The 17,259-nt window shown below is 57.2% G+C and carries 18 protein-coding genes and 1 tRNA gene; 11 read left to right on the plus strand and 8 right to left on the minus strand.

Going from position 1 to position 17,259, the window contains the following annotated elements; all coding sequences use genetic code 11:
* Nucleotides 1-38: 38 nt before the first annotated feature.
* The 3 genes from H8S62_RS11290 to H8S62_RS11300 are packed head-to-tail and all read right to left on the minus strand — an operon-like array spanning nucleotide 39 to nucleotide 6,327.
* Nucleotides 39-2,036 carry a bifunctional metallophosphatase/5'-nucleotidase gene (locus H8S62_RS11290; protein WP_186919397.1) on the minus strand — a complete coding sequence of 666 codons (1,998 nt, stop codon included), beginning with the start codon at nucleotides 2,034-2,036 and terminating at the stop codon, nucleotides 39-41.
* 53 nt (nucleotides 2,037-2,089) lie between these two features.
* Nucleotides 2,090-5,965 (minus strand): PAS domain-containing protein, encoded by a 3,876-nt coding sequence (locus H8S62_RS11295; protein WP_186919399.1) that lies wholly within the window; start codon nucleotides 5,963-5,965, stop codon nucleotides 2,090-2,092.
* Complete coding sequence (locus H8S62_RS11300) at nucleotides 5,965-6,327, minus strand: Hpt domain-containing protein (RefSeq protein WP_155149659.1); 363 nt, start codon at nucleotides 6,325-6,327, stop codon at nucleotides 5,965-5,967. The genes H8S62_RS11295 and H8S62_RS11300 overlap by 1 nt, the downstream gene beginning before the upstream one ends.
* 352 nt (nucleotides 6,328-6,679) lie before the next feature.
* On the opposite strand from H8S62_RS11300, the gene infC reads away from it, so the two are divergent.
* From infC to rplT, 3 genes are read left to right on the plus strand one after another with little or no spacing between them, the layout of a single operon-like run.
* Entirely contained in the window at nucleotides 6,680-7,240 is a 561-nt protein-coding gene (gene infC, locus H8S62_RS11305) for a translation initiation factor IF-3 (protein WP_173023869.1), read from the plus strand.
* 42 nt (nucleotides 7,241-7,282) lie between these two features.
* Nucleotides 7,283-7,486, plus strand: coding sequence for a 50S ribosomal protein L35 (gene rpmI / locus H8S62_RS11310; RefSeq protein WP_155149661.1), 204 nt, complete (start codon nucleotides 7,283-7,285; stop codon nucleotides 7,484-7,486).
* Between the two features lie 40 nt (nucleotides 7,487-7,526).
* Entirely contained in the window at nucleotides 7,527-7,883 is a 357-nt protein-coding gene (gene rplT, locus H8S62_RS11315; RefSeq protein WP_155149663.1) for a 50S ribosomal protein L20, read from the plus strand.
* A gap of 1,036 nt (nucleotides 7,884-8,919) precedes the next feature.
* Here the strand turns inward: rplT and H8S62_RS11320 are convergent.
* The 4 genes from H8S62_RS11320 to H8S62_RS11335 form a co-directional block, all read right to left on the minus strand.
* Entirely contained in the window at nucleotides 8,920-9,432 is a 513-nt protein-coding gene (locus tag H8S62_RS11320) for a GNAT family N-acetyltransferase (protein WP_186919401.1), read from the minus strand.
* Between the two features lie 79 nt (nucleotides 9,433-9,511).
* Complete coding sequence (locus tag H8S62_RS11325) at nucleotides 9,512-10,036, minus strand: ClbS/DfsB family four-helix bundle protein (RefSeq protein ID WP_186919402.1); 525 nt, start codon at nucleotides 10,034-10,036, stop codon at nucleotides 9,512-9,514.
* A gap of 119 nt (nucleotides 10,037-10,155) precedes the next feature.
* Nucleotides 10,156-10,713, minus strand: a complete 558-nt coding sequence (locus H8S62_RS11330) for a GNAT family N-acetyltransferase (RefSeq protein WP_186919404.1) — start codon at nucleotides 10,711-10,713, stop codon at nucleotides 10,156-10,158.
* 193 nt (nucleotides 10,714-10,906) lie between these two features.
* The gene (locus H8S62_RS11335) at nucleotides 10,907-11,164 is read right to left on the minus strand and encodes a hypothetical protein (RefSeq protein WP_155149667.1); all 258 of its coding nucleotides are present in this window, start codon (nucleotides 11,162-11,164) and stop codon (nucleotides 10,907-10,909) included.
* 244 nt (nucleotides 11,165-11,408) lie between these two features.
* Between H8S62_RS11335 and H8S62_RS11340 the strand changes: the two genes are divergently transcribed.
* The 3 genes from H8S62_RS11340 to H8S62_RS11350 all read left to right on the plus strand — a co-directional run bounded on the left by H8S62_RS11340 (nucleotide 11,409) and on the right by H8S62_RS11350 (nucleotide 13,321).
* Nucleotides 11,409-12,194 (plus strand): copper amine oxidase N-terminal domain-containing protein, encoded by a 786-nt coding sequence (locus tag H8S62_RS11340; protein ID WP_173023533.1) that lies wholly within the window; start codon nucleotides 11,409-11,411, stop codon nucleotides 12,192-12,194.
* A gap of 69 nt (nucleotides 12,195-12,263) precedes the next feature.
* Entirely contained in the window at nucleotides 12,264-12,935 is a 672-nt protein-coding gene (locus H8S62_RS11345; protein ID WP_186919406.1) for a RodZ family helix-turn-helix domain-containing protein, read from the plus strand.
* Nucleotides 12,936-13,063: 128 nt separating this feature from the next.
* Entirely contained in the window at nucleotides 13,064-13,321 is a 258-nt protein-coding gene (locus tag H8S62_RS11350; RefSeq protein ID WP_186919407.1) for a hypothetical protein, read from the plus strand.
* 128 nt (nucleotides 13,322-13,449) lie between these two features.
* Here H8S62_RS11350 and H8S62_RS11355 read toward each other — a convergent pair.
* Nucleotides 13,450-13,536, minus strand: a tRNA-Leu gene (locus tag H8S62_RS11355).
* Nucleotides 13,537-13,714: 178 nt separating this feature from the next.
* On the opposite strand from H8S62_RS11355, the gene H8S62_RS11360 reads away from it, so the two are divergent.
* From H8S62_RS11360 to H8S62_RS11375, 5 genes are all read left to right on the plus strand, one after another.
* A complete protein-coding gene (locus H8S62_RS11360; protein ID WP_186919409.1) occupies nucleotides 13,715-14,167 on the plus strand; it encodes an AlbA family DNA-binding domain-containing protein in 453 nt (150 codons plus the stop codon).
* Nucleotides 14,168-14,411: 244 nt separating this feature from the next.
* Entirely contained in the window at nucleotides 14,412-14,705 is a 294-nt protein-coding gene (locus tag H8S62_RS11365; protein WP_341481052.1) for a hypothetical protein, read from the plus strand.
* A gap of 322 nt (nucleotides 14,706-15,027) precedes the next feature.
* Complete coding sequence (locus tag H8S62_RS18545) at nucleotides 15,028-15,168, plus strand: ATP-binding protein (RefSeq protein WP_341481053.1); 141 nt, start codon at nucleotides 15,028-15,030, stop codon at nucleotides 15,166-15,168.
* Between the two features lie 67 nt (nucleotides 15,169-15,235).
* Complete coding sequence (locus H8S62_RS18550) at nucleotides 15,236-15,466, plus strand: response regulator (RefSeq protein WP_341481054.1); 231 nt, start codon at nucleotides 15,236-15,238, stop codon at nucleotides 15,464-15,466.
* Nucleotides 15,467-15,880: 414 nt separating this feature from the next.
* Nucleotides 15,881-17,248, plus strand: coding sequence for a dihydroorotase (locus tag H8S62_RS11375; protein ID WP_173023532.1), 1,368 nt, complete (start codon nucleotides 15,881-15,883; stop codon nucleotides 17,246-17,248).
* Nucleotides 17,249-17,259 lie beyond the last annotated feature (11 nt).

Consider the following 17,259-nt stretch of genomic DNA (forward strand, 5'->3'; position numbering starts at 1 on the left):
CGGGCCGCCCTGACGGGGCGGCCCGCTCCGGGCGGTTCCTATTTTCCACGGTAGCTGCGGTAGCTCCGCCCGCCCTGGCGCTGGCTCCTTCTGAGCCGGCGGCGCTTGCGGGTGGCCACCCGGTAGACGATGAAAACCACCAGGGCGATCAGGAACACCGCCACCGCCAGCACCAGCAGCGTGACCCAGTTGGGCTGCCGGAGCAGGGCCACGGGGCTCCAGCTCTCCACGCTCACCTTCCGTCCCTCGGGGCCGGCATACCGGGCGGGGACCTGGGGCACGCCGCCCTCCGACGGGAAGGAGGCCAGATAGGTGGCCAGGGCGTACCACTCCTTCAGCTCGGAGCCGTTGTCCAGGTGGATGATGTGGGCCTCATAGTCGGTGATGGGGTTGCCCTGGGCGTCCTTGGGCGTGACCTTCAGGATGCCGAAGGACTTCTCCGTCACCAGACCCAGCATCTGGCTGGAGTAGAGGTTGGTGACGATGCGGTAGAGCTTGTTGTCGTCCAGGGGCGTCTTGGTGCCGTCGGAGGCCATAAGGGAGGGGTCGGTCATGCGGTTGAAGATCATGCGGTTCATATTGAACTGGTAGCTCACGCCGGAGGCGTAGAGCTGCGCGCCGGAGAAGATGGGGCCCACCGAGGGGTCCACCTCCAGGACGTTTTTGATCTCCCTGCCGGTGAGCCACACGTCGATGAGGGGATAGCCGGGGGTGCCGTCCGCCCCGGAGCCGATGGAGCTAACGTCGAAGGCGTTGGAGACGGTGATGTCCCCCTTGGAGAAGGTGGCCCGGATGACGCCGGAGTTGACGAAGGCGGCGGTAATCGGGGTGCCGCTTGTCCCCTCCACCTGCTTCACGGCGTAGATGTAGGCGTCGGTGATGAGGTTGCCCAGACTGTCCTCCTCCTGCTCCCGGGCGAATTGGGAGAGGGGCGTGAAGTCAAAGGAGGTGTGGGCCAGGACCTGGTCATAGGTCATGCCGAACTGGGAGAGGTACTCGGACTCCACAAGCTGCTTGTACCCCGCCACGGTCTTTGCCATCGCGGGGTCCTCTTTCACATTCTCATCAATGGGGATGAGCTGGTAGTCCAGGACGGTGTTATTGCCCTTCCCGTCCTTTTGGATGGTCACCTTGCCCAGGTTGGCGCAGTACTCGCCCACGCAGCCGATGACGGTGTTATTGACAATTTTGGGCTCCTCCAGGGTGGAGTGGGTGTGCCCGGAGACGATGAAGTCGATGCCGTCCACCGCCTTCGCCAGCTGCTCGTCCTCCGACTTCTTGGGGTCGGGATTGGTGCCCGAGTGGGAGCAGCAGAGGATGAAGTCGTAGTCCTCGTTGGCCTTGATCTCGTCCACCACCCGCTGGGCGGCCTGGGCGATGGGCTCCAGCACCATGCCGGACATGGGCGCGCAGTCGTCGGCGTCCTGGCCCAGCACGCCGAACACCGCGAAGCGGACGCCGTCCTTCTCCACCATGGTGTAGTCGGTGACGCCGTAGTCGTCCAGCGCCCTCCACACGGCGGCGGAGGCCTCGTCGTAGCCCTCCTCCCCCTCCCTGGGGGGCAGATAGTTGGCCTGGACAATCCTGGGCAGGGGGTCGCCGCTTCTGAGCGCCGCCTCCAGCATCAGGGCGATGCCCTCGGCACGGTACTCGTACTCGTGGTTGCCGAAGGTGGTCACATCGAAGCCCATGGCCCCCAGGCTGCGCAGCTCGGTGGCCTCGGAGGTGTAGACCGTCTGAAAGAGGGAGCCCATGGCGAAGTCGCCGCCGTCGATGGTGATGGAGGGGATGCCGGCGGCCCTGGCGGCGTCCCGCTCCCCGGTGAGGGCGGTCATCAGGCGGGCGAAGCCGCCGTACTCGCCGCCGCCCTCCCTGGGGGCGGGCAGCAGATGGGAGTGCATATCGTGGGTAAAGAGGATGGTCGCGGTCTTGCCTGCGCCCGGAATCTCCGCGGCGCTCGCTCCCAGGGCCAGCGCGCCCATCAGCAGCAGGCAGGCCAGCAGGAGCGCGGCGCCCCGTTTCAGCAGTCGTCTCATGTGTTACCTCCCGAATCAGAAGGGGCGGCCGCCCCTCCGCTCTATTGCCACCATTATGACACAAATCCCTTCTGAATGGAAGAGGGATTTGCACGAATTGCACAAACCCGGAAAGCCCAATCCAAAAACCGGGGGCGCGGCCCCCCGCCCCGCCCCCCGGGGGGGCACTCCTCCAGCCGGCTTTTCTTGTAGCAGGTAATATCGTGGCAGGTCAGCAGGCAGGCCTCCCGGCCCTCCCAGCGGATCAGCGCCGCGTCGGCGGAGGACCAGACGTTAAGAATCCGGTTGTAGATCTCCATGGTGCGGTTCACCGACGTGCGGATATTGCGGGCCGGGCACTGCTCGCAGGGCCCGCTGCGGCCGAAGAACGCCCTGTAGCAGCACATCCCCACCTCGGCCTCCGGCGCGATGGCCCGGGTTTTGGCGTTGATGAAGAGCATCTCGTAGGTATCCGGGTCGACGACGTAAATCCAGGAGTTCTGGTTGTCCAGCGCCATCAGCAGACCTTGGGCGGCGGTCTCGGTCTTCTCCTGGGCCCGCATCTTCAGCAGGAAGACGGACAGCAGCTCGGCCACGAAGGTCAGCGCGTCAATCTGGTCCTTGGTCCAGAGGCGGTTTTCGCCGTTCTCGTCGAACCCCACCCAGCCCCGGAACCGCCCGTTGTCCCGGATGGCGCACTGGAGCATGGATTTGATTCCCTGGGGGACCAGTATGTCCTGCTGCGCCTGGGGCAGCTCGGAGATGTCGGGACAGTAAAAGATACCGTTCTCGTTGAAATTCTCCATGTATCCGCCGCCCAGGTCCTCAAAGCTCACGCTCTGGAGCTTGTCGATCTGGGGCTCAATCCCCGTATTGCACCACTCAAAGGTATTGGTGCTGTGCCGGTTCTCCCCGTCGTTTTCAAAGATGTAGGCCCGGCTCACGTCGAACTGACGGCCCGCCATCTCCAGGATGGACTCCACCGCCTCCTCCACATTGCCCGCCCTGTATAATATCTGGAAGACATACTGGATGAAGCCGGAAGTCTTGGTGGCGCCCCGCTCGTCGGAGTCGATGCGGGCGCCCAGCGCGCTCCCCGCCGGGGCCAGGTCCTCAAAGCTCTGGTCCATCCACCTGCCGTCGTAGGCCACGAAGCAGTTCTTTCCCTGGCTCTTGGCCTGGTAGAGCGCCCGGTCCGCCCGCTGGAACAGGTCCTGATAGCACAGTCCGTCCTCCGGGGCGTAGGCGATGCCGATGGAGCAGGAGAGCGGGCACTTGTCCAGCTCCCCCTCGAAGAGCTCCCGGAAGCTCTCCACCAGCAGGCCGGCCCGGTTCTCCGCCACCTCCCGGTTGGGCAGCCGGGGCAGGAAGACCATAAACTCGTCGCCGCCGATGCGGCCGATGATGTCCCCGCCCCGGAAGAGCTCCCGGATGCGGTCTGAGATCTGGGTGAGCACCGCGTCGCCGAACATATGGCCGTAGCTGTCGTTGATCAGCTTAAAATTGTCCACGTCCAGAATGAGCATGGCCCCGATCTCGCCGCTCTCCCGCTGCTCCAGGTACTGCTCCACCCGGCGGTGCATGGCGGCCTTGTTGCACAGGCCCGTGAGGGCGTCCATCTCCGCCTTGGCCTGGAGGGCGCGGGTGCGGCTCTTCTCGCTGTCCACGTCCAGAATCACGCCCACCGCCTTGATGGGTCTGCCGTTCTCATCGTACTGGGCCGAGGCCCGGGTGCGGCACCAGAGGTACCGCCCGTCGGCGGCGGCGATGCGGTACTCCGCCTGGGCGTAGGACGTGCCGGCGGCCAGCTTGTCGATGAGCTCCTCCAGCGCGGGCCGGTCGTCGGGGTAGATGTGGGAGGAGGAGGCCATACCCATGGCGCTGCGCTCCCCGGCGGGGGGATAGCCGAATTTTTTCTCCCAGTTCTGGGAGTAGCTGATCTGGTCGGTGAGCATGTCCCACTCGAAGATGATGTCGTCGGTCTGGTCCATGATAATCTGGTGGCGCTCCAGGGAGAGGCGCAGCTCCTCCCGGGCGCGCTTGTCCCGGGTCACGTCCACAAGCACACAGTAGAGGTATTCGTCGCCGTCCTCCTCCACCACCTGGCCCTTGTCCAGAACCCAGACGGTGGAGCCGTCCTTGCGGCGGACGCGGTACTCAAGCTCTACGGCGTTGCCCGCCTGAAGCTGTTCGCGCACCTGAGCCGCCGCCTGGGCCCGGTCGTCGGGGTGGAGCATGGCGAGCAGGCGGTTCTGGAACCGCTGGGCGATCTCCTCCTCGTTGTAGCCGAACATGGCGGTGAGGCCCGCGCCGGCGCGGACCATCGTAAGCTGGCTGTCGTTCCGGCACTGAACGATGCCGCCGGGGATGTTCCGGGCCAGCGCCACCACGCCCTGCTCCGTCTTTTCTCCGTCCTCGCTGCGCCGGAGGGACAGCTCCCCGCCGATATCCCGCCAGATCATCATGGCCCGGTGGCGGTGGGGGTCCTCGGTATCGATGCGCAGGAGCGTGGCCCGATACCAGTGGTAGTCCCCGGTGCTGCGGCGGAAGACCCGGTACTCCCGGGAGCGCTTCATCAGCCCTTCCTCAAAGAAGGTGCCCAGGTAGTTCTCCATGGTCTCCTCCACCCGGCGGCGGTCGTCGGGGTGGACGCTGCTCTGGACGAAGGCGTGGAAGCACTGGCGGAAGCTGCCGCCGGAGCGGAGCTGGTCGAAGTCGTCGTTGGGGGCGTAGACCATGTGGTAGATGTCCGCGTCCAGGTCCACCTCCAGCACGGGCACGTTGAGGTAGCGCAGCACGGTAAAGTACTTGGTCTGGGTGAGCTGGGCGGTATCCACCTCGTGGAGGAACTCCGCCTCCGGCCGCGGCTGGAAATCCGCGCTTGGGGAGCGGCCGTCGGCGTACTCCCGGGCCAGCACGCGAAACTGCTCGCCCACGTTTTTCAGGCACTCCAGCAGCTTGGGCGAGAAAGCGCCGCATTCCCCGTTGAGAATCATGTTCATGGCCTTCTCGTGGGAGTAGGCCTTCTTGTAGACCCGGTCGGTGGTCAGCGCGTCGTAGCAGTCGGCGATGCCCGCCACCTGGGCGCAGATGGGGATGTTGTCCCCCTTGAGCTTGTCCGGGTAGCCCCTGCCGTCCCAGCGCTCATGGTGGTAGCGGCAGATGTTGTAGGCGTAGCGCAGGTACTCCTGATCCCCCAGCCGGGAGAGTCCGTCCAGCATGGCGCAGCCCTTGGTGGTGTGGGTCTTCATGATCTCGAACTCCCCGTCAGTGAGGCGTCCGGGCTTGTTGAGGATGGAGTCCGGGATGGCGATCTTGCCCACGTCGTGCATGGCGGCGGCCCGGGTGATGCTCTCGATCTTCCGCTCGTCCAGACCGTACTCCCGGCAGTTGCAGGCCACGTCGTGGAGCAGAATTTTGGTAAACATGCGGATGCGCAGGATGTGCTGGCCCGACTCCATGCTCCTGTACTCGATGACGGAGGAGAGGGCGTCGGTAATAATCTCGTTGGACTCCCGCAGGCTCTGCGCCTGCTCCTCCACCAGGTCCTCCAGGTGGAGCTTGTGGAGGTTGAGCTCGATGATGTTCTGCACCCGCCGCCGGATGACGTGGGGCTCAAAGGGCTTCATCACGATATCCGAGGCCCCCAGGTCGAAGGCCCGGACCTCGCTCTCAGCGGAGCCCTCCGCCGTAACCATCACCACGGGGATCTGGTCCAGGAAGCCCCGGGCGCTCATCTCCTTGAGCACCTCGTAGCCGTTCTTCACCGGCATCACCACGTCCAGCAGCATGACGGCGATGGCGCTGCGGTACTGCTCCACCAGGAGCATGGCCTGCTCGCCGTTCTCCGCCTCCAGGATGTGGTACTCGTCCTCCAGCACGCCCCGGAGGATGGCGCGGTTGATCTCCATGTCATCCACGATCAGAATGACATTTCTCTTCCCGCTCATCAATTCCCGCCCCCGGCCAGCAAAGCCGTCACGGCGCGGTAGGCCGCCTCCGCCGGCGCATAGGACGCCCTGGCGCCGTCCAGGTCCCCGGCGCGCAGGAATTCCACCAGCACGCACACCGCTTCGTAGAGGGCGGTGAACCCCAGGTTCCCCGCGATCCCCTTCAGGGTGTGGGCGGCCATAAAGCCCCCCTCCGCGTCCCCCGCCTCCAGGGCGGGGGCGATGGCGTCGAAGGTCTTGTCGTCCATGAATTTCAGGAGGAAGCGCTCGTAAAACGCCTCGTTGTTCATAAAGCGCCTCAGCGCGCCCTCCGTGTCCGCCCCCAGCTCCGTCAGAGCGTCAATCAGTCTGCTGTTGCTCATATCCCCCACGTCCTTCCACGGCGGCAAATTTCCCAGCGCGCGTCGGCCCCTGTCAAAACAAAGTCCATATTGATTTAAGTATATCGCGTCCGGCGTAAACAGTCAAACAAAACCGCCCGTTACCGCCGGATTTTCTCCCACGTACCGCACCCGCAGTTTTAAATTAATGCTTGACATCCGCGTTTTATGCTGATATACTATCACAGCACAATAAAGCAGGAACGGTACCTTCCGTCCTCACCTCCCGCCAGCGGCGCAGGGGTCAACATGGAGTCAGGTCGCACCGGCAGCGGTGCGCTCTGTCGTGTTGGACGCGGGTACCGATTCGGTAGCCGTTTTTTTTGCGGTTAAAGTGAATTGGAGGTGCTTTCGTATCAGCAACAAGGGTCATCAGCTCAATGAGGAGATTCGGGACCGCGAGGTCCGTCTGGTCGCCGAGGACGGCGAGCAGCTTGGCATCATGTCCGCCCGGGACGCTTTGGAAAAAGCCATGGACCAGGGTCTGGACCTGGTGAAGATCTCCCCCACCGCCAATCCCCCCGTATGCAAGCTCATGGACTACGGTAAGTTCAAGTTCGAGCAGCAGAAGCGGGATAAGGAGGCGCGCAAGAACCAGCACGTGGTCGAAATCAAGGAAGTGCGTATGTCTCCTGGCATCGACGTCAACGACTTCAACGTCAAGCTCCGCAACGCCCAGAAGTTCCTCTCCGAAGGCGACCGGGTCAAGGTCACCGTCCGCTTCCGCGGCCGTGAAATGGCCCACACCAGCATCGGCCGGGACCTTCTGCTCAAGTTTGCCGAGCAGTGCGCCGAGGTGGCTACGCTTGACAAGGACCCCAAGCTGGACGGACGGCATATGTCCATCTTCCTGTCCTCCAAAATCAGCAAGGACGCCAAGGACGGCAAGAAATAAACGATTCCTTCGCGGAATGAAACAGTAAAGGAGAACACTACAATGCCGAAGCTCAAGACTCACAGCGGCGCCAAGAAGCGCTTTAATCTCACCAAGAGCGGCAAGGTCAAGCGCGCCCAGACCAAGAAGCGTCATCTGCTCAACGGCCATGGCAAGACCACCAAGCTCAAGCGCTCCCTGCGCGGCGCCACCTATGCCGACAAGACCAACGAGCCCGCCATCAAGCGCATGATTCCTTACAAATAAGAATCTTTCTTTCACTCACAACATAGGAGGCTAATCTACAATGGCTAGAGTTAAAGGCGCGATGATGACGCGCAAGAGAAGAAATAAAATCCTCAAGCTCGCGAAGGGCTACTGGGGCGCCAAGAGCAAGCACTTCAAGATGGCCAACGAGCAGGTCATGAAGTCCCTCAAGTACGCCTACACCGGCCGCCGCCTGAAGAAGCGCGACTTCCGTTCCCTGTGGATCACCCGCATCAGCGCCGCCTGCAAGATGAACGGCATGAACTACTCCACCTTCATGAACGGCCTGAAGAAGTCCGGCATCGAGATCAACCGCAAGATGCTGGCCGAGATGGCCGTCAACGACAAGGCCGCCTTCACCCAGCTCACCGAGATGGCGAAGGCCAAGCTGGCCTGACGCCCGCCGCCGCGGACAGAAAACTCCCCCCGCTATGATATGCTCCCTTCATGAGAGACAGTGAAGCTTAGAACTGTCATCATGGAGGGAGCATTGTCATGTCAGGAAGAGAGAAATGATGCCCGAAAAAAAGATGGAGACAGTTCTCAGACGCCTCAGCGGAGAAAGCAGTATAAGCGGAGTACCTCAACACGGCGAAATCGATATGAGGAAGATGCGGACCTGCTGTGCGTGGCCATACTGGCTTTGCCGGGCGAAGCACTGAGACTCCCCCGCCGCAATCATATGGCGGATCAGTCTCTTTTCTAAGTTCTGTACAGCCGATAGGTACAGTATGATTGCGTCTCCGGCTGTCCTTCAGGATATACCGAAATAAACTTTACGGAAAAAATATTACAGGTGGTTTCCACGCCGGTACACGGGTCACGAAGTACAAAATAGCTGGGTCCGACATTAGCGAGAAAACCAGACATCGTCTTTACTGACTGTGTGCCGATCAGAAAATCGCATATTACAAATCGTCCCTTAGCGGTATATAAAAGCTCCTGCAAAGAGCGCTTATCAATAGGAGAAGCTACAGTTTTATGAAGCTGAGGGACTTGAACTTCATATGGCTCCCAGTTGGGATTCGGTATCGCAGCCATATCATGACTCATCATTTCACCTCCACAGGCGGCATTGGCTTGTTTTCAGGCCGCCTATATCATTATTCTCCTTATCGAAAAACGTCACATGAGCGTGTAAGATAGAGCCATGTGTGACTGGCAGCGCCTGCGGCCGGGGGTTCCGTCTGCATTAAACGCCCAGCACAAGCTGCTGGACAGGAAAAACTATTCTCCCTTTTAAGTTAATTGTGGCTGGTGCTTAATTCCCTAAATTTGGTGTAAGTTTATCCATTAGGGGACATAAAAAGCGGCCAGAGGTGGCGTTCCTCTGGCCGCTTCTCTCTTAATGTAGTTTACTTATAGGGTGATAAATCAGCAAGTGCGACTTATACCCAATAAGGCGTAGCTAAATCAGCCCAGTAGACTGGAAACTATATTTCTGTTTTCAGTAGTGAATACATCTTCATGTCGATAACTTCGCCGTTCTTTACAGCGTTACTTCTTAATGTACCTTCGTATTGAAACCCTGCTTTTTCAAGCACACGGCAGGAAGCGGCATTGTATGCAAACGGTTCTGCATAAATGCGGATTATATCGCTCTTGTCAAAAACATACATGCAGATTTGTCTTACGGCTTCAGTCATAATTCCTTTGCCCCAATATTCTTCTGCAATGTAATATCCCAATTCGGCAGTCTGCCTGTGAATGTTTCCTTGACGAAAAACACCAATACTACCAATTACTTTTCCGTCTACCGTAATAGCAAATGCAAACGTTTCGTTTTCATCTGCGGAGAGCATAGCAGAAATAAAATCCACTCCGTCTTGCTCTGTGTAAGGGTAAGGTAATCCGTCCCGAAGATTATCCTGTATTTTTGTATTGGAAAGAGCCGATGCTACAGCTTTTGCGTCCGATAACTTCCATTCCCTTATTTTGCAAGTCATTTTACACATATCTCCTCGCTAACTTCCGATTTGTTGAGTTCGCCTTTTCCGCCTAAGACGTTCTTTACTAAAAAGAGGGTCATGTCGAAATAGTTGCACGGAGCTTTTTCCACTTGCGAATTTTGCTTCTAAAGGTCTTAAAGGGTGCAGCTGTATTGATGTGAACCCATTTCCAGATTGGCCAATTAGACGGAGTAGACTGCGCCCACTTTCGTCCTCCCGGCTGAAAAAGCTCGTCAGCAGAAAAACCTTGTAGCCAGTCAATCAAGCTGGAAACGGCTTCTTTATACAGTTGCTTTAGCTCTGAAAGGCTCTGCGTGTTGTAGGTGGCATAAAAGCCCTCATAAATCGCACCCATTTGGTTCCACTTATATCCGGGCGCGGGCGTAATCACTTCTTTCCCGGCCAGTTCATCGCTATCCCAGCCGCGAATGAGACCCATCCATCCAAGCTGATAGGCAATCATCTCACGGGGCGTTCTGTCCACGCCCTCTAATCTTAAATCAATATCCTTATCCGCTACATCATCAAATTCCACAATAAATAGAGTAGCTGTCTTATTTATTTCCTCGGCAAGCGCCTCTTTACTTGTGTATTCCTGCATGATACACCTCCATTTTTTCTTTAATTATACCAATATAATATGACAACTGCTTGTCAGCTTTTAGACGGAATATCCGCCAAGTGCGTAACTTACCAAATAAGACGTACTGGAACTAGAATCTATGAAACCGCATAGGTAAATACATTCAAATCTACAATTTCTTTACCGCCCCAGTGCTTCTCTTGAACAGTATCGGGATCTTTTATAAAACCATTTTTTATCAGTACTTTTTCAGAAAATACATTTTCAGGCATGACAAATGCTTTCAACTTTTGAACGCCCAAATCATTACAGAGGTAATCCATTATAAGCCTTACTGTATCAGTCGCAATCCCTCTGTGCCAATACGATTCGTTTATGCGGTAGCCAATCGTTATTTGGTTCATTCTTTTTTTATAATCAAACAGCTCTGCAAGTCCTATGAGCTTATCAGGTTCATCGCACAGATAAATACCTGCAATAATCAGTTTCTTTTTATCGAAATCTCTCCCGCCGAGGTTTCTAATTGCAGCTAGCAAACTTCCCTTGCTTTTTCTATACAGGAATGGAGGTACATATTGATAGACGTTAGGATTGTTCGTAATTTCCATAAGGTCGTCCACGTCACCTTCAACCATTTTCCTGATGATAATATGGTCATTTCTTAGGTATGGAAATGTTTCAAACAGCTCTGCCATTGTATCACCGCCTTCGTTCGTCTTATCCGCCAAAGGCGGCACTCAATTTTTATTGTATAATACCATAGCGGCTTGTTACTCGCAACGCCGTCTGGTGAAATCGACGGAGTTTTTTACATACACACTTATCTACAACAGGGACTGTATTTATTCGATGATTATTCCAGACACATTTAGCTTGAACAGGGAGAAACTATTTAAACTGAAACTGCTTTATGATGCCTGCCGCCATGAAAGTAATCTCATATTGAGCGGGTTGAGTATCCAGCTCGTGTCCTATGCCGTCTACGCTGGCCGCATCAAAAAGAAAAACCTGCATATACATGAACGCCCAAAATATTTTGCTTCCCCATGAATCTATACAAGCTCTAAACAGAAAAAATTGCCTCTCGGTAAATGTGTACTCATCGTTGAGCATCAGGCGGTCTTGCTTCCAGTTTAATGATGTCAATTTCTTTCTCCTGACAGGGCGCAGAAATCTGAGAAGAAATCAAAAAATGCCCCCCTCCGTCAGAAAATTTAGAGAAAGTATTGATACATGTTAGAGAATCATCTAAAATATGAACTACCATGATTCGGCCCAGGATCCAGGGTCCCTTTTGGAGCTTGCAGCGCGGTTGCTCCGCGGTAAGGTTATCGCTGCTTAAAGCACCCACAGCCGTCGGATGACGGTAATTATAAGAGGAGGAAAAAATATGAAGCAATGGAAGGGGTTCATAACCGGTATCCTGGTTACTCTCCTGGTCCTCGGATTGGGCGGGGCTGCTTTTGCCGCAGTCGCTCAGAAGCAAGCTACGCTTGATTACAACGACATCAAAATCACACTGAACGGCAGCGCAGTCACCCCCACTGACGCCAACGGGGCCGCCGTGGAGCCCTTCGCCATTGACGGCACCACCTATCTGCCCGTTCGCGCCGTCGCAAACGCGCTCGGCCTTGGTGTCGAATGGGACGGCGCCACAAAGACCGTTAAGCTCACCAGCGAAGGAGCCGCCGCTCCAGCCGCGCCCTCTATTCCCGGAGCGTACAGCCGCACGAACCCCGCCCCGATTGGGACGGCGCAGAGCGTCAGCCTTGAATCCTATTCTTACGGCAAGTACAGTGTGACTGCGGTCATAGAGGAATCTATCCGGGGCGATGCTGCCTGGAAAAAGATTCAGGCTGCCAACCAGTTCAACAGCCCCGCCCCGGAAGGGCAGGAATATGTACTCGTAAAACTCAAGGTCACCCTTGATTCCTCTGAACAGGATAAAGCTGTAAGCTTTTCCGACTTTAGTTTTGTGCCATACAGCTCTACCAGTGCCGAATATAAAGATGTTGTTGTCGTTTCCCCGGACCCTGGTTTCGGTGGCTCCGTATACGCAGGCGGAACACTTGAAGGATATGCAGTCTATTGCGTAGACAAGACCGACACGGCCCCTAAGCTAGTGCTTGGCGCCGGATATGACGGTTCGGGCGGTATTTGGTTCTCTATGGTATAATTATGAAGCAGTCTTGTGATGCCGCACCCAAACCGCCGGAGGGCGGAAAACAAGAGGAGAGGGTCTGAAATGAAAAGAAAAGTAATCTCTGCAATGCTATCCCTGGCGATAGTCGTGTCACTCGCCGCCTGCTCCAACGGTGAAGCTCCCAGTTCGCCAACGCCGGCCGATTCTACACCTGCAAGCCCTGCACCGACAGCTACCACGCCGGTAGAGCCCGCCCCAACCAACAGCGCGCCCGCAGAAACGCCCAGTGGCGGAGTAGAGGTGGACGAAGGTCTGCTGTCGGTAGAAATTACCCTTCCCGCCTCTCTCTTCGAGGGAACGGACATGACCGCCTTTGACCCGGATAATTACGCGCAGGAGCAGGGCTTTGCCGCAGCTGTACTCAACGATGACGGGTCCGTTACAGTTAAAATGAGCAAGGCGAAACACAGCGAGCTTTTAGCCGAGATGTCAAAGCAGTATGATGAATCCTTTGCCGCCATGGTAGAGGCAGAAGACAGCCCATATATTAAGTCCATTACCCATACAGACGACTTCAGCGCCATCACAGCTCAGGTAGACCGCACGGCCTATGAAGCCGAGGTCATCAACCTTACGCCATTTGTATTGGGTATGTCCGGAATGATGTACCAAGCCTTTACCGCCGGCACCCCCCGGGTCGAGGTAATCATCGAAGACGCCGACACTGGTGATATCGTGACCTCCTATGTTTTCCCCGATGATATGAATGGATAAATAAAAACCCGCCCCCAGGTCCAGCACACCTGAGCGCGGCAGTAGCCAAGGCCCCCGAATCATCAAGGCGCCTCTATGCCCTTTGATTGTAATCGGCAGGGCATGGAACTGTAATAGGAGAAGGGGTGATGCCGCCCAAAGGCGGCGAAACCCAAAAAAGAAGCCGGTGCATCACCCGCCGCAAGTGCGGCGTCCCAAGCATTTTTGCCTTCGGCAAAGATCTTGATGCCGGGCGGATTCACTCCGCCCGAGCAGATAAAATAAACCCGGTATCCAAAAAAATGACCACACCTTTCGGTGTGGTCATTTTTTTGACAAGGAGAGTCAAACCCGAAGTCGGAGAAAAAATCCGCCGCGAGTGCGGCGTGTCAAGCATTTTTGCATAGCAAAAATTTTGATGCCGGGCGGATTTATTCCGCCCGAGCAGATAAAATAAATAGGGTGGAGCCGCCCAAAGGCGGCGGAACCCCAAAAAGAAGGACAGGAAAGATAAAATCTTTCCTGTCCTTCTTTTTGGTGCGGATGGCGGGACTCGAACCCGCACGTCCAATTGGACACTAGCACCTCAAGCTAGCCAGTCTACCAGTTCCAGCACATCCGCAAAAGTGCGGCCTAACGAAAGACCGCTTGATTATTATAGCGGGACAGGCCGCATTTGTCAACTGGATTTTTCGCTTTTTTCCCACCGGTTCCAAAATTGTCATTTGGGCCCCCTCTGCCTTGTATCTGTCCCGCTTTTTTTGTATAATAGGTGGCAACAAAGGGGCTGGAGGCGCGTCATGCTGGACATCACCAAAATCGGCACATACCGGGAGAACAACCGCCTGGAGGCCAAGCTGGCCACCGGCGGCCTGCCCGAGAGCCTCTGGGAGACCTATTCCGCCTTTGCCAACACCTATGGAGGCGTCATTTTGCTGGGGGTGGAGGAGCTGCCGGACAAATCTCTGCGGATTCAGGGTCTGCTGGACGCGGAGGAGATGGCCGCCCGGCTGCGCACCATGCTGGACGACCCGAGCGTCGCCAGCGAAAACCTGCTCTCGCCCGGCCAGCTCCGGGTTGTGGACACGGATTCGGGGCGGATTATCGTCATGGAGGTGCCCCGGGCAGACCAGCGCCTGCGCCCGGTCTATGTGGGCGGCGGGCTCTACACCGGCTCCTACCGCCGCTGCGGCGACGGCGATTACCGCCTCACCCGCGCCGAGGTGGACGCCATGCTGGCCGCGCGCCGTTAGGCCGCGCCAAAATAAAGCGGGCCTCGGACGGAGAGGCAGACAGTACACAATTAAAAACGGAGGAGGAACCGGCGTATGGATCATTTTTTTTGAAGCGCTGGCAAGCGGGGAGAGACATCAGGCCCTGCCCGAAGAGTATGACTATTTTGGAAAGCTGATTGGCAGCTGGAACATCGACTATGTCGACAGCCGCGATTCCCGCGTGCTGAAAGGCGAGTGGCATTTTTCACGGGTTCTGGAGGGGATGGCGGTACAGGATGTGATTGTTCTGCCCGGATTTGAATACGGGACCACCCTGCGCGTCTACAACCCGGGCACCCACACCTGGGACATCGCCTACTGTTACACAGGACGCATTATGCGGTTTGAGGCGAGAAAGCAGGGCGACATCATCGTCCTTACGGGTGTTGAGGACGAGAGGAGAAAATGGGTCTTCGCCAAGATCGAGGACGATTATTTTCACTGGCAGGATGTCACTGTAACAGACGACGGGGAATGGGAGGTCCGCTTTGACCTGCACGCCCGGCGCATGGGATAAGGACTTTTCCGCCTGCCCGGTCTGTGCAGGCGGTATGCTCTGAAGCGCCTGCTTTTCCGGGCGGCAGGCGGTGGAATTTTTGCTGCCCCCGCCCCCGGACACGAATGAGAAGCGACCCAGGTATGGCAGTGGAACCGTTAAAAACGCGTTTTTAACGGTTCCACTGCCATACCTGGTTTTTTTGTCTATGAGCTCATCCAGGGCGCTCCTGCATTCTTTTGTATTTCGCAATGTCAATGCAGCTTCAACCTGGAGCGTGTGGCGGAGTCCATCTCCTCCATCATCTATCCCCGGGCCACGGAGAAGGGGGATCGGCTCCACCATGCCCCTGGCGGGCCTCACCGATACCGTACTGGCGGGCGACTCCCTGCGGCTGAGTCAGGTGCTGCGGAATCTGCTGTCCAACGCCCTCAAATTCACCCCCTCCGGCGGCTCTATCCGGCTGGAGATCCGCCAGCTTTAGAAGAAGAACGGCCGGGTGCGCCTGCGCTTCACGCTCATCGGCATGAGCGGGGAGATGTGTGGAGGCGGTGCTGGCTTCCCACACAACCGGCGAGGATTACGACGTGTGCCTCGTCGACTGGAAGATGCCGGACATGGACGGCATTGAGGTAACCCGCAGGGTCAAGGAGTACGTGGGGCCGGACGCCACCATCGCGGCCATGACGGCCGACGCCGTCCACGAGGACGTGGTCAGGGCCGGCGAAGCCGGTATGAACGTCCACCTGGCCAAGCCCATTGACCCCGAACATCTGTTTTAGATGATAGAGACATCCGTCGCCGGAGCAGCGCCAGCAGCCTGCGCCGGTTGAAAACACGGCCTGCCGCCAAAAAAAGCTGCGGGTCGTCCGTACACGCATTATAGTTAAAATTCGGCTTTTGTTCATCTCAGATTTGCATAGAGCGTCACAACACGGGAATTGTGTCCCAAGAAAGCAGGCGTCCTCCGGTCCTCGCTCCGTTTGAAAAAGCCTCCGGCCGCGGCGCCCGGCGTCGGACAGACCGCGCCCTCCCCCGCTACAATATGATTGTTGTGGATGAGGCTCGCTTTAACTGTTTTACTAATTTTTTGGTCCTTTATATAATAAACGCATCGGTTACAGACGATTTTATGTATGTGATGACCGAAAAAACAAAGCAGTTTGCGGATGGACCGAAAAGGAGGGGTCTCAGCTATGAGCGTAGATCTATTGCTGAAAAACGGAATCATTGTAACGCCTTCAAAATCCTTCAGAGGAAACATTGCGGTGAAAGACGGCAGGATAGCCGGTATCGGCGGCGAGGAATTTTCCGTGGAGGCGGACGAGGTCGCCGATCTGGGCGGCAAGCATATCCTGCCCGGCGTAATCGATCCCCATGTCCATATCGGCTGGCCGAGCTGGGATTGGGAGGAGGACTGCATCTGTACCACCAGAACGGCTGCCGTTGGCGGCGTCACCACGGTGATTCACTTCCTGAATGAGCCGCTGCCGCTCCATGAGGAGCTCTCCATCGGCATTGAGCGTTTTGAGCGCAATGCCTATGTGGACGGCTCCTTCCACGAGGGCATTTTCACCCAGGGACAAATTGATGAGATCCCGGATATGGTGGAGACCCGGGGCGTGAATACCTTTAAATTTTATCTGCCCTATAAGGGCGCCGAGGCCGTGCCGCCTCTTGTCGGGATCGACGACGGAATTATTTACGCGGGTTTTAAGGAGATCGGTAAGCTGAAAGAGAAGGCGCGCGCGCTCATCCACGCGGAAAACATCGAAATCTTTTATAAAATCAAGGAGCAGATGCAGGCGAGCGGCGAAGACGCCTCGGCCTACTGGACGGATACCAGGCCAAACTGGGTCGAGGTGGAGAGCATCCGCAAGGTTGTCGCCTTCGCCAAGGGGACCGGCTGTCCCCTGTATCTGGTACATCTCACCACAAAGGAGGCGAAGGAGGAAATCCTGCGGGCCCGGGCCGAGGGCGTGGACGTGATCGGCGAGACCTGCCCCCAGTACCTGGTTCTCAACGTGGAGAATACGGACCGGGTAAAGAGCAAAGTCAATCCCCCCCTGCGGCACAGGGAGGATAACGAGGCCATGTGGCAGGCGATTCAGGAGGGCGTGATTACCTGTATCGGCACGGACCACGCCAGCGTGGCCCTGAAGGATAAGCAGGATTTCTGGGATGGCATCGTGGGCTTCGCCGGCCTGGAGACCACCCTGCCCGTGCTCCTGAGCGAGGGCGTCAACAAGGGGCGTATTTCCATTGAAAAGGTGGCCGAGATTACCAGTTACAATGTGGCGAAAACCTTTGGCCTGTACCCCCAGAAGGGCAGCATCGAGGTGGGGGCCGACGCTGATTTCGCAGTGGTGGACCTGGAAATGGAGAAGGCGTACTCCGTCAGGGAATCCCCCAATATTACCGACTACTCCCCCTATGACGGCATGGTCTTCAAGGGCTGGCCGATCCAGACCTACCTCCGGGGCAGGCTGATCTTCGACCACGGCACGATTTTAGGCGAAAAGGGAGCCGGTAAATTCATTCCCCGGTTTTCCGCTCAAAAATAGCGGCCGGGCTC

Source organism: Lawsonibacter faecis (assembly GCF_014287675.1).
Classification (GTDB): Bacteria; Bacillota; Clostridia; order Oscillospirales; family Oscillospiraceae; genus Pseudoflavonifractor; species Pseudoflavonifractor faecis.

Excerpts from the sequence above, each read along its gene's own strand:
- H8S62_RS11290 (WP_186919397.1), bottom strand. The coding sequence starts at position 2,036 with ATGAGACGACTGCTGAAACGGGGCGCCGCGCTCCTGCTGGCCTGCCTG.
- H8S62_RS11295 (WP_186919399.1), bottom strand. The coding sequence starts at position 5,965 with ATGAGCGGGAAGAGAAATGTCATTCTGATCGTGGATGACATGGAGATC.
- H8S62_RS11300 (WP_155149659.1), bottom strand. The coding sequence starts at position 6,327 with ATGAGCAACAGCAGACTGATTGACGCTCTGACGGAGCTGGGGGCGGAC.
- rpmI (WP_155149661.1), top strand. The coding sequence starts at position 7,283 with ATGCCGAAGCTCAAGACTCACAGCGGCGCCAAGAAGCGCTTTAATCTC.
- rplT (WP_155149663.1), top strand. The coding sequence starts at position 7,527 with ATGGCTAGAGTTAAAGGCGCGATGATGACGCGCAAGAGAAGAAATAAA.
- H8S62_RS11320 (WP_186919401.1), bottom strand. The coding sequence starts at position 9,432 with ATGACTTGCAAAATAAGGGAATGGAAGTTATCGGACGCAAAAGCTGTA.
- H8S62_RS11325 (WP_186919402.1), bottom strand. The coding sequence starts at position 10,036 with ATGCAGGAATACACAAGTAAAGAGGCGCTTGCCGAGGAAATAAATAAG.
- H8S62_RS11330 (WP_186919404.1), bottom strand. The coding sequence starts at position 10,713 with ATGGCAGAGCTGTTTGAAACATTTCCATACCTAAGAAATGACCATATT.
- H8S62_RS11340 (WP_173023533.1), top strand. The coding sequence starts at position 11,409 with ATGAAGCAATGGAAGGGGTTCATAACCGGTATCCTGGTTACTCTCCTG.
- H8S62_RS11345 (WP_186919406.1), top strand. The coding sequence starts at position 12,264 with ATGAAAAGAAAAGTAATCTCTGCAATGCTATCCCTGGCGATAGTCGTG.
- H8S62_RS11350 (WP_186919407.1), top strand. The coding sequence starts at position 13,064 with ATGCCGCCCAAAGGCGGCGAAACCCAAAAAAGAAGCCGGTGCATCACC.
- H8S62_RS11360 (WP_186919409.1), top strand. The coding sequence starts at position 13,715 with ATGCTGGACATCACCAAAATCGGCACATACCGGGAGAACAACCGCCTG.
- H8S62_RS11365 (WP_341481052.1), top strand. The coding sequence starts at position 14,412 with ATGGCGGTACAGGATGTGATTGTTCTGCCCGGATTTGAATACGGGACC.
- H8S62_RS18545 (WP_341481053.1), top strand. The coding sequence starts at position 15,028 with ATGCCCCTGGCGGGCCTCACCGATACCGTACTGGCGGGCGACTCCCTG.
- H8S62_RS11375 (WP_173023532.1), top strand. The coding sequence starts at position 15,881 with ATGAGCGTAGATCTATTGCTGAAAAACGGAATCATTGTAACGCCTTCA.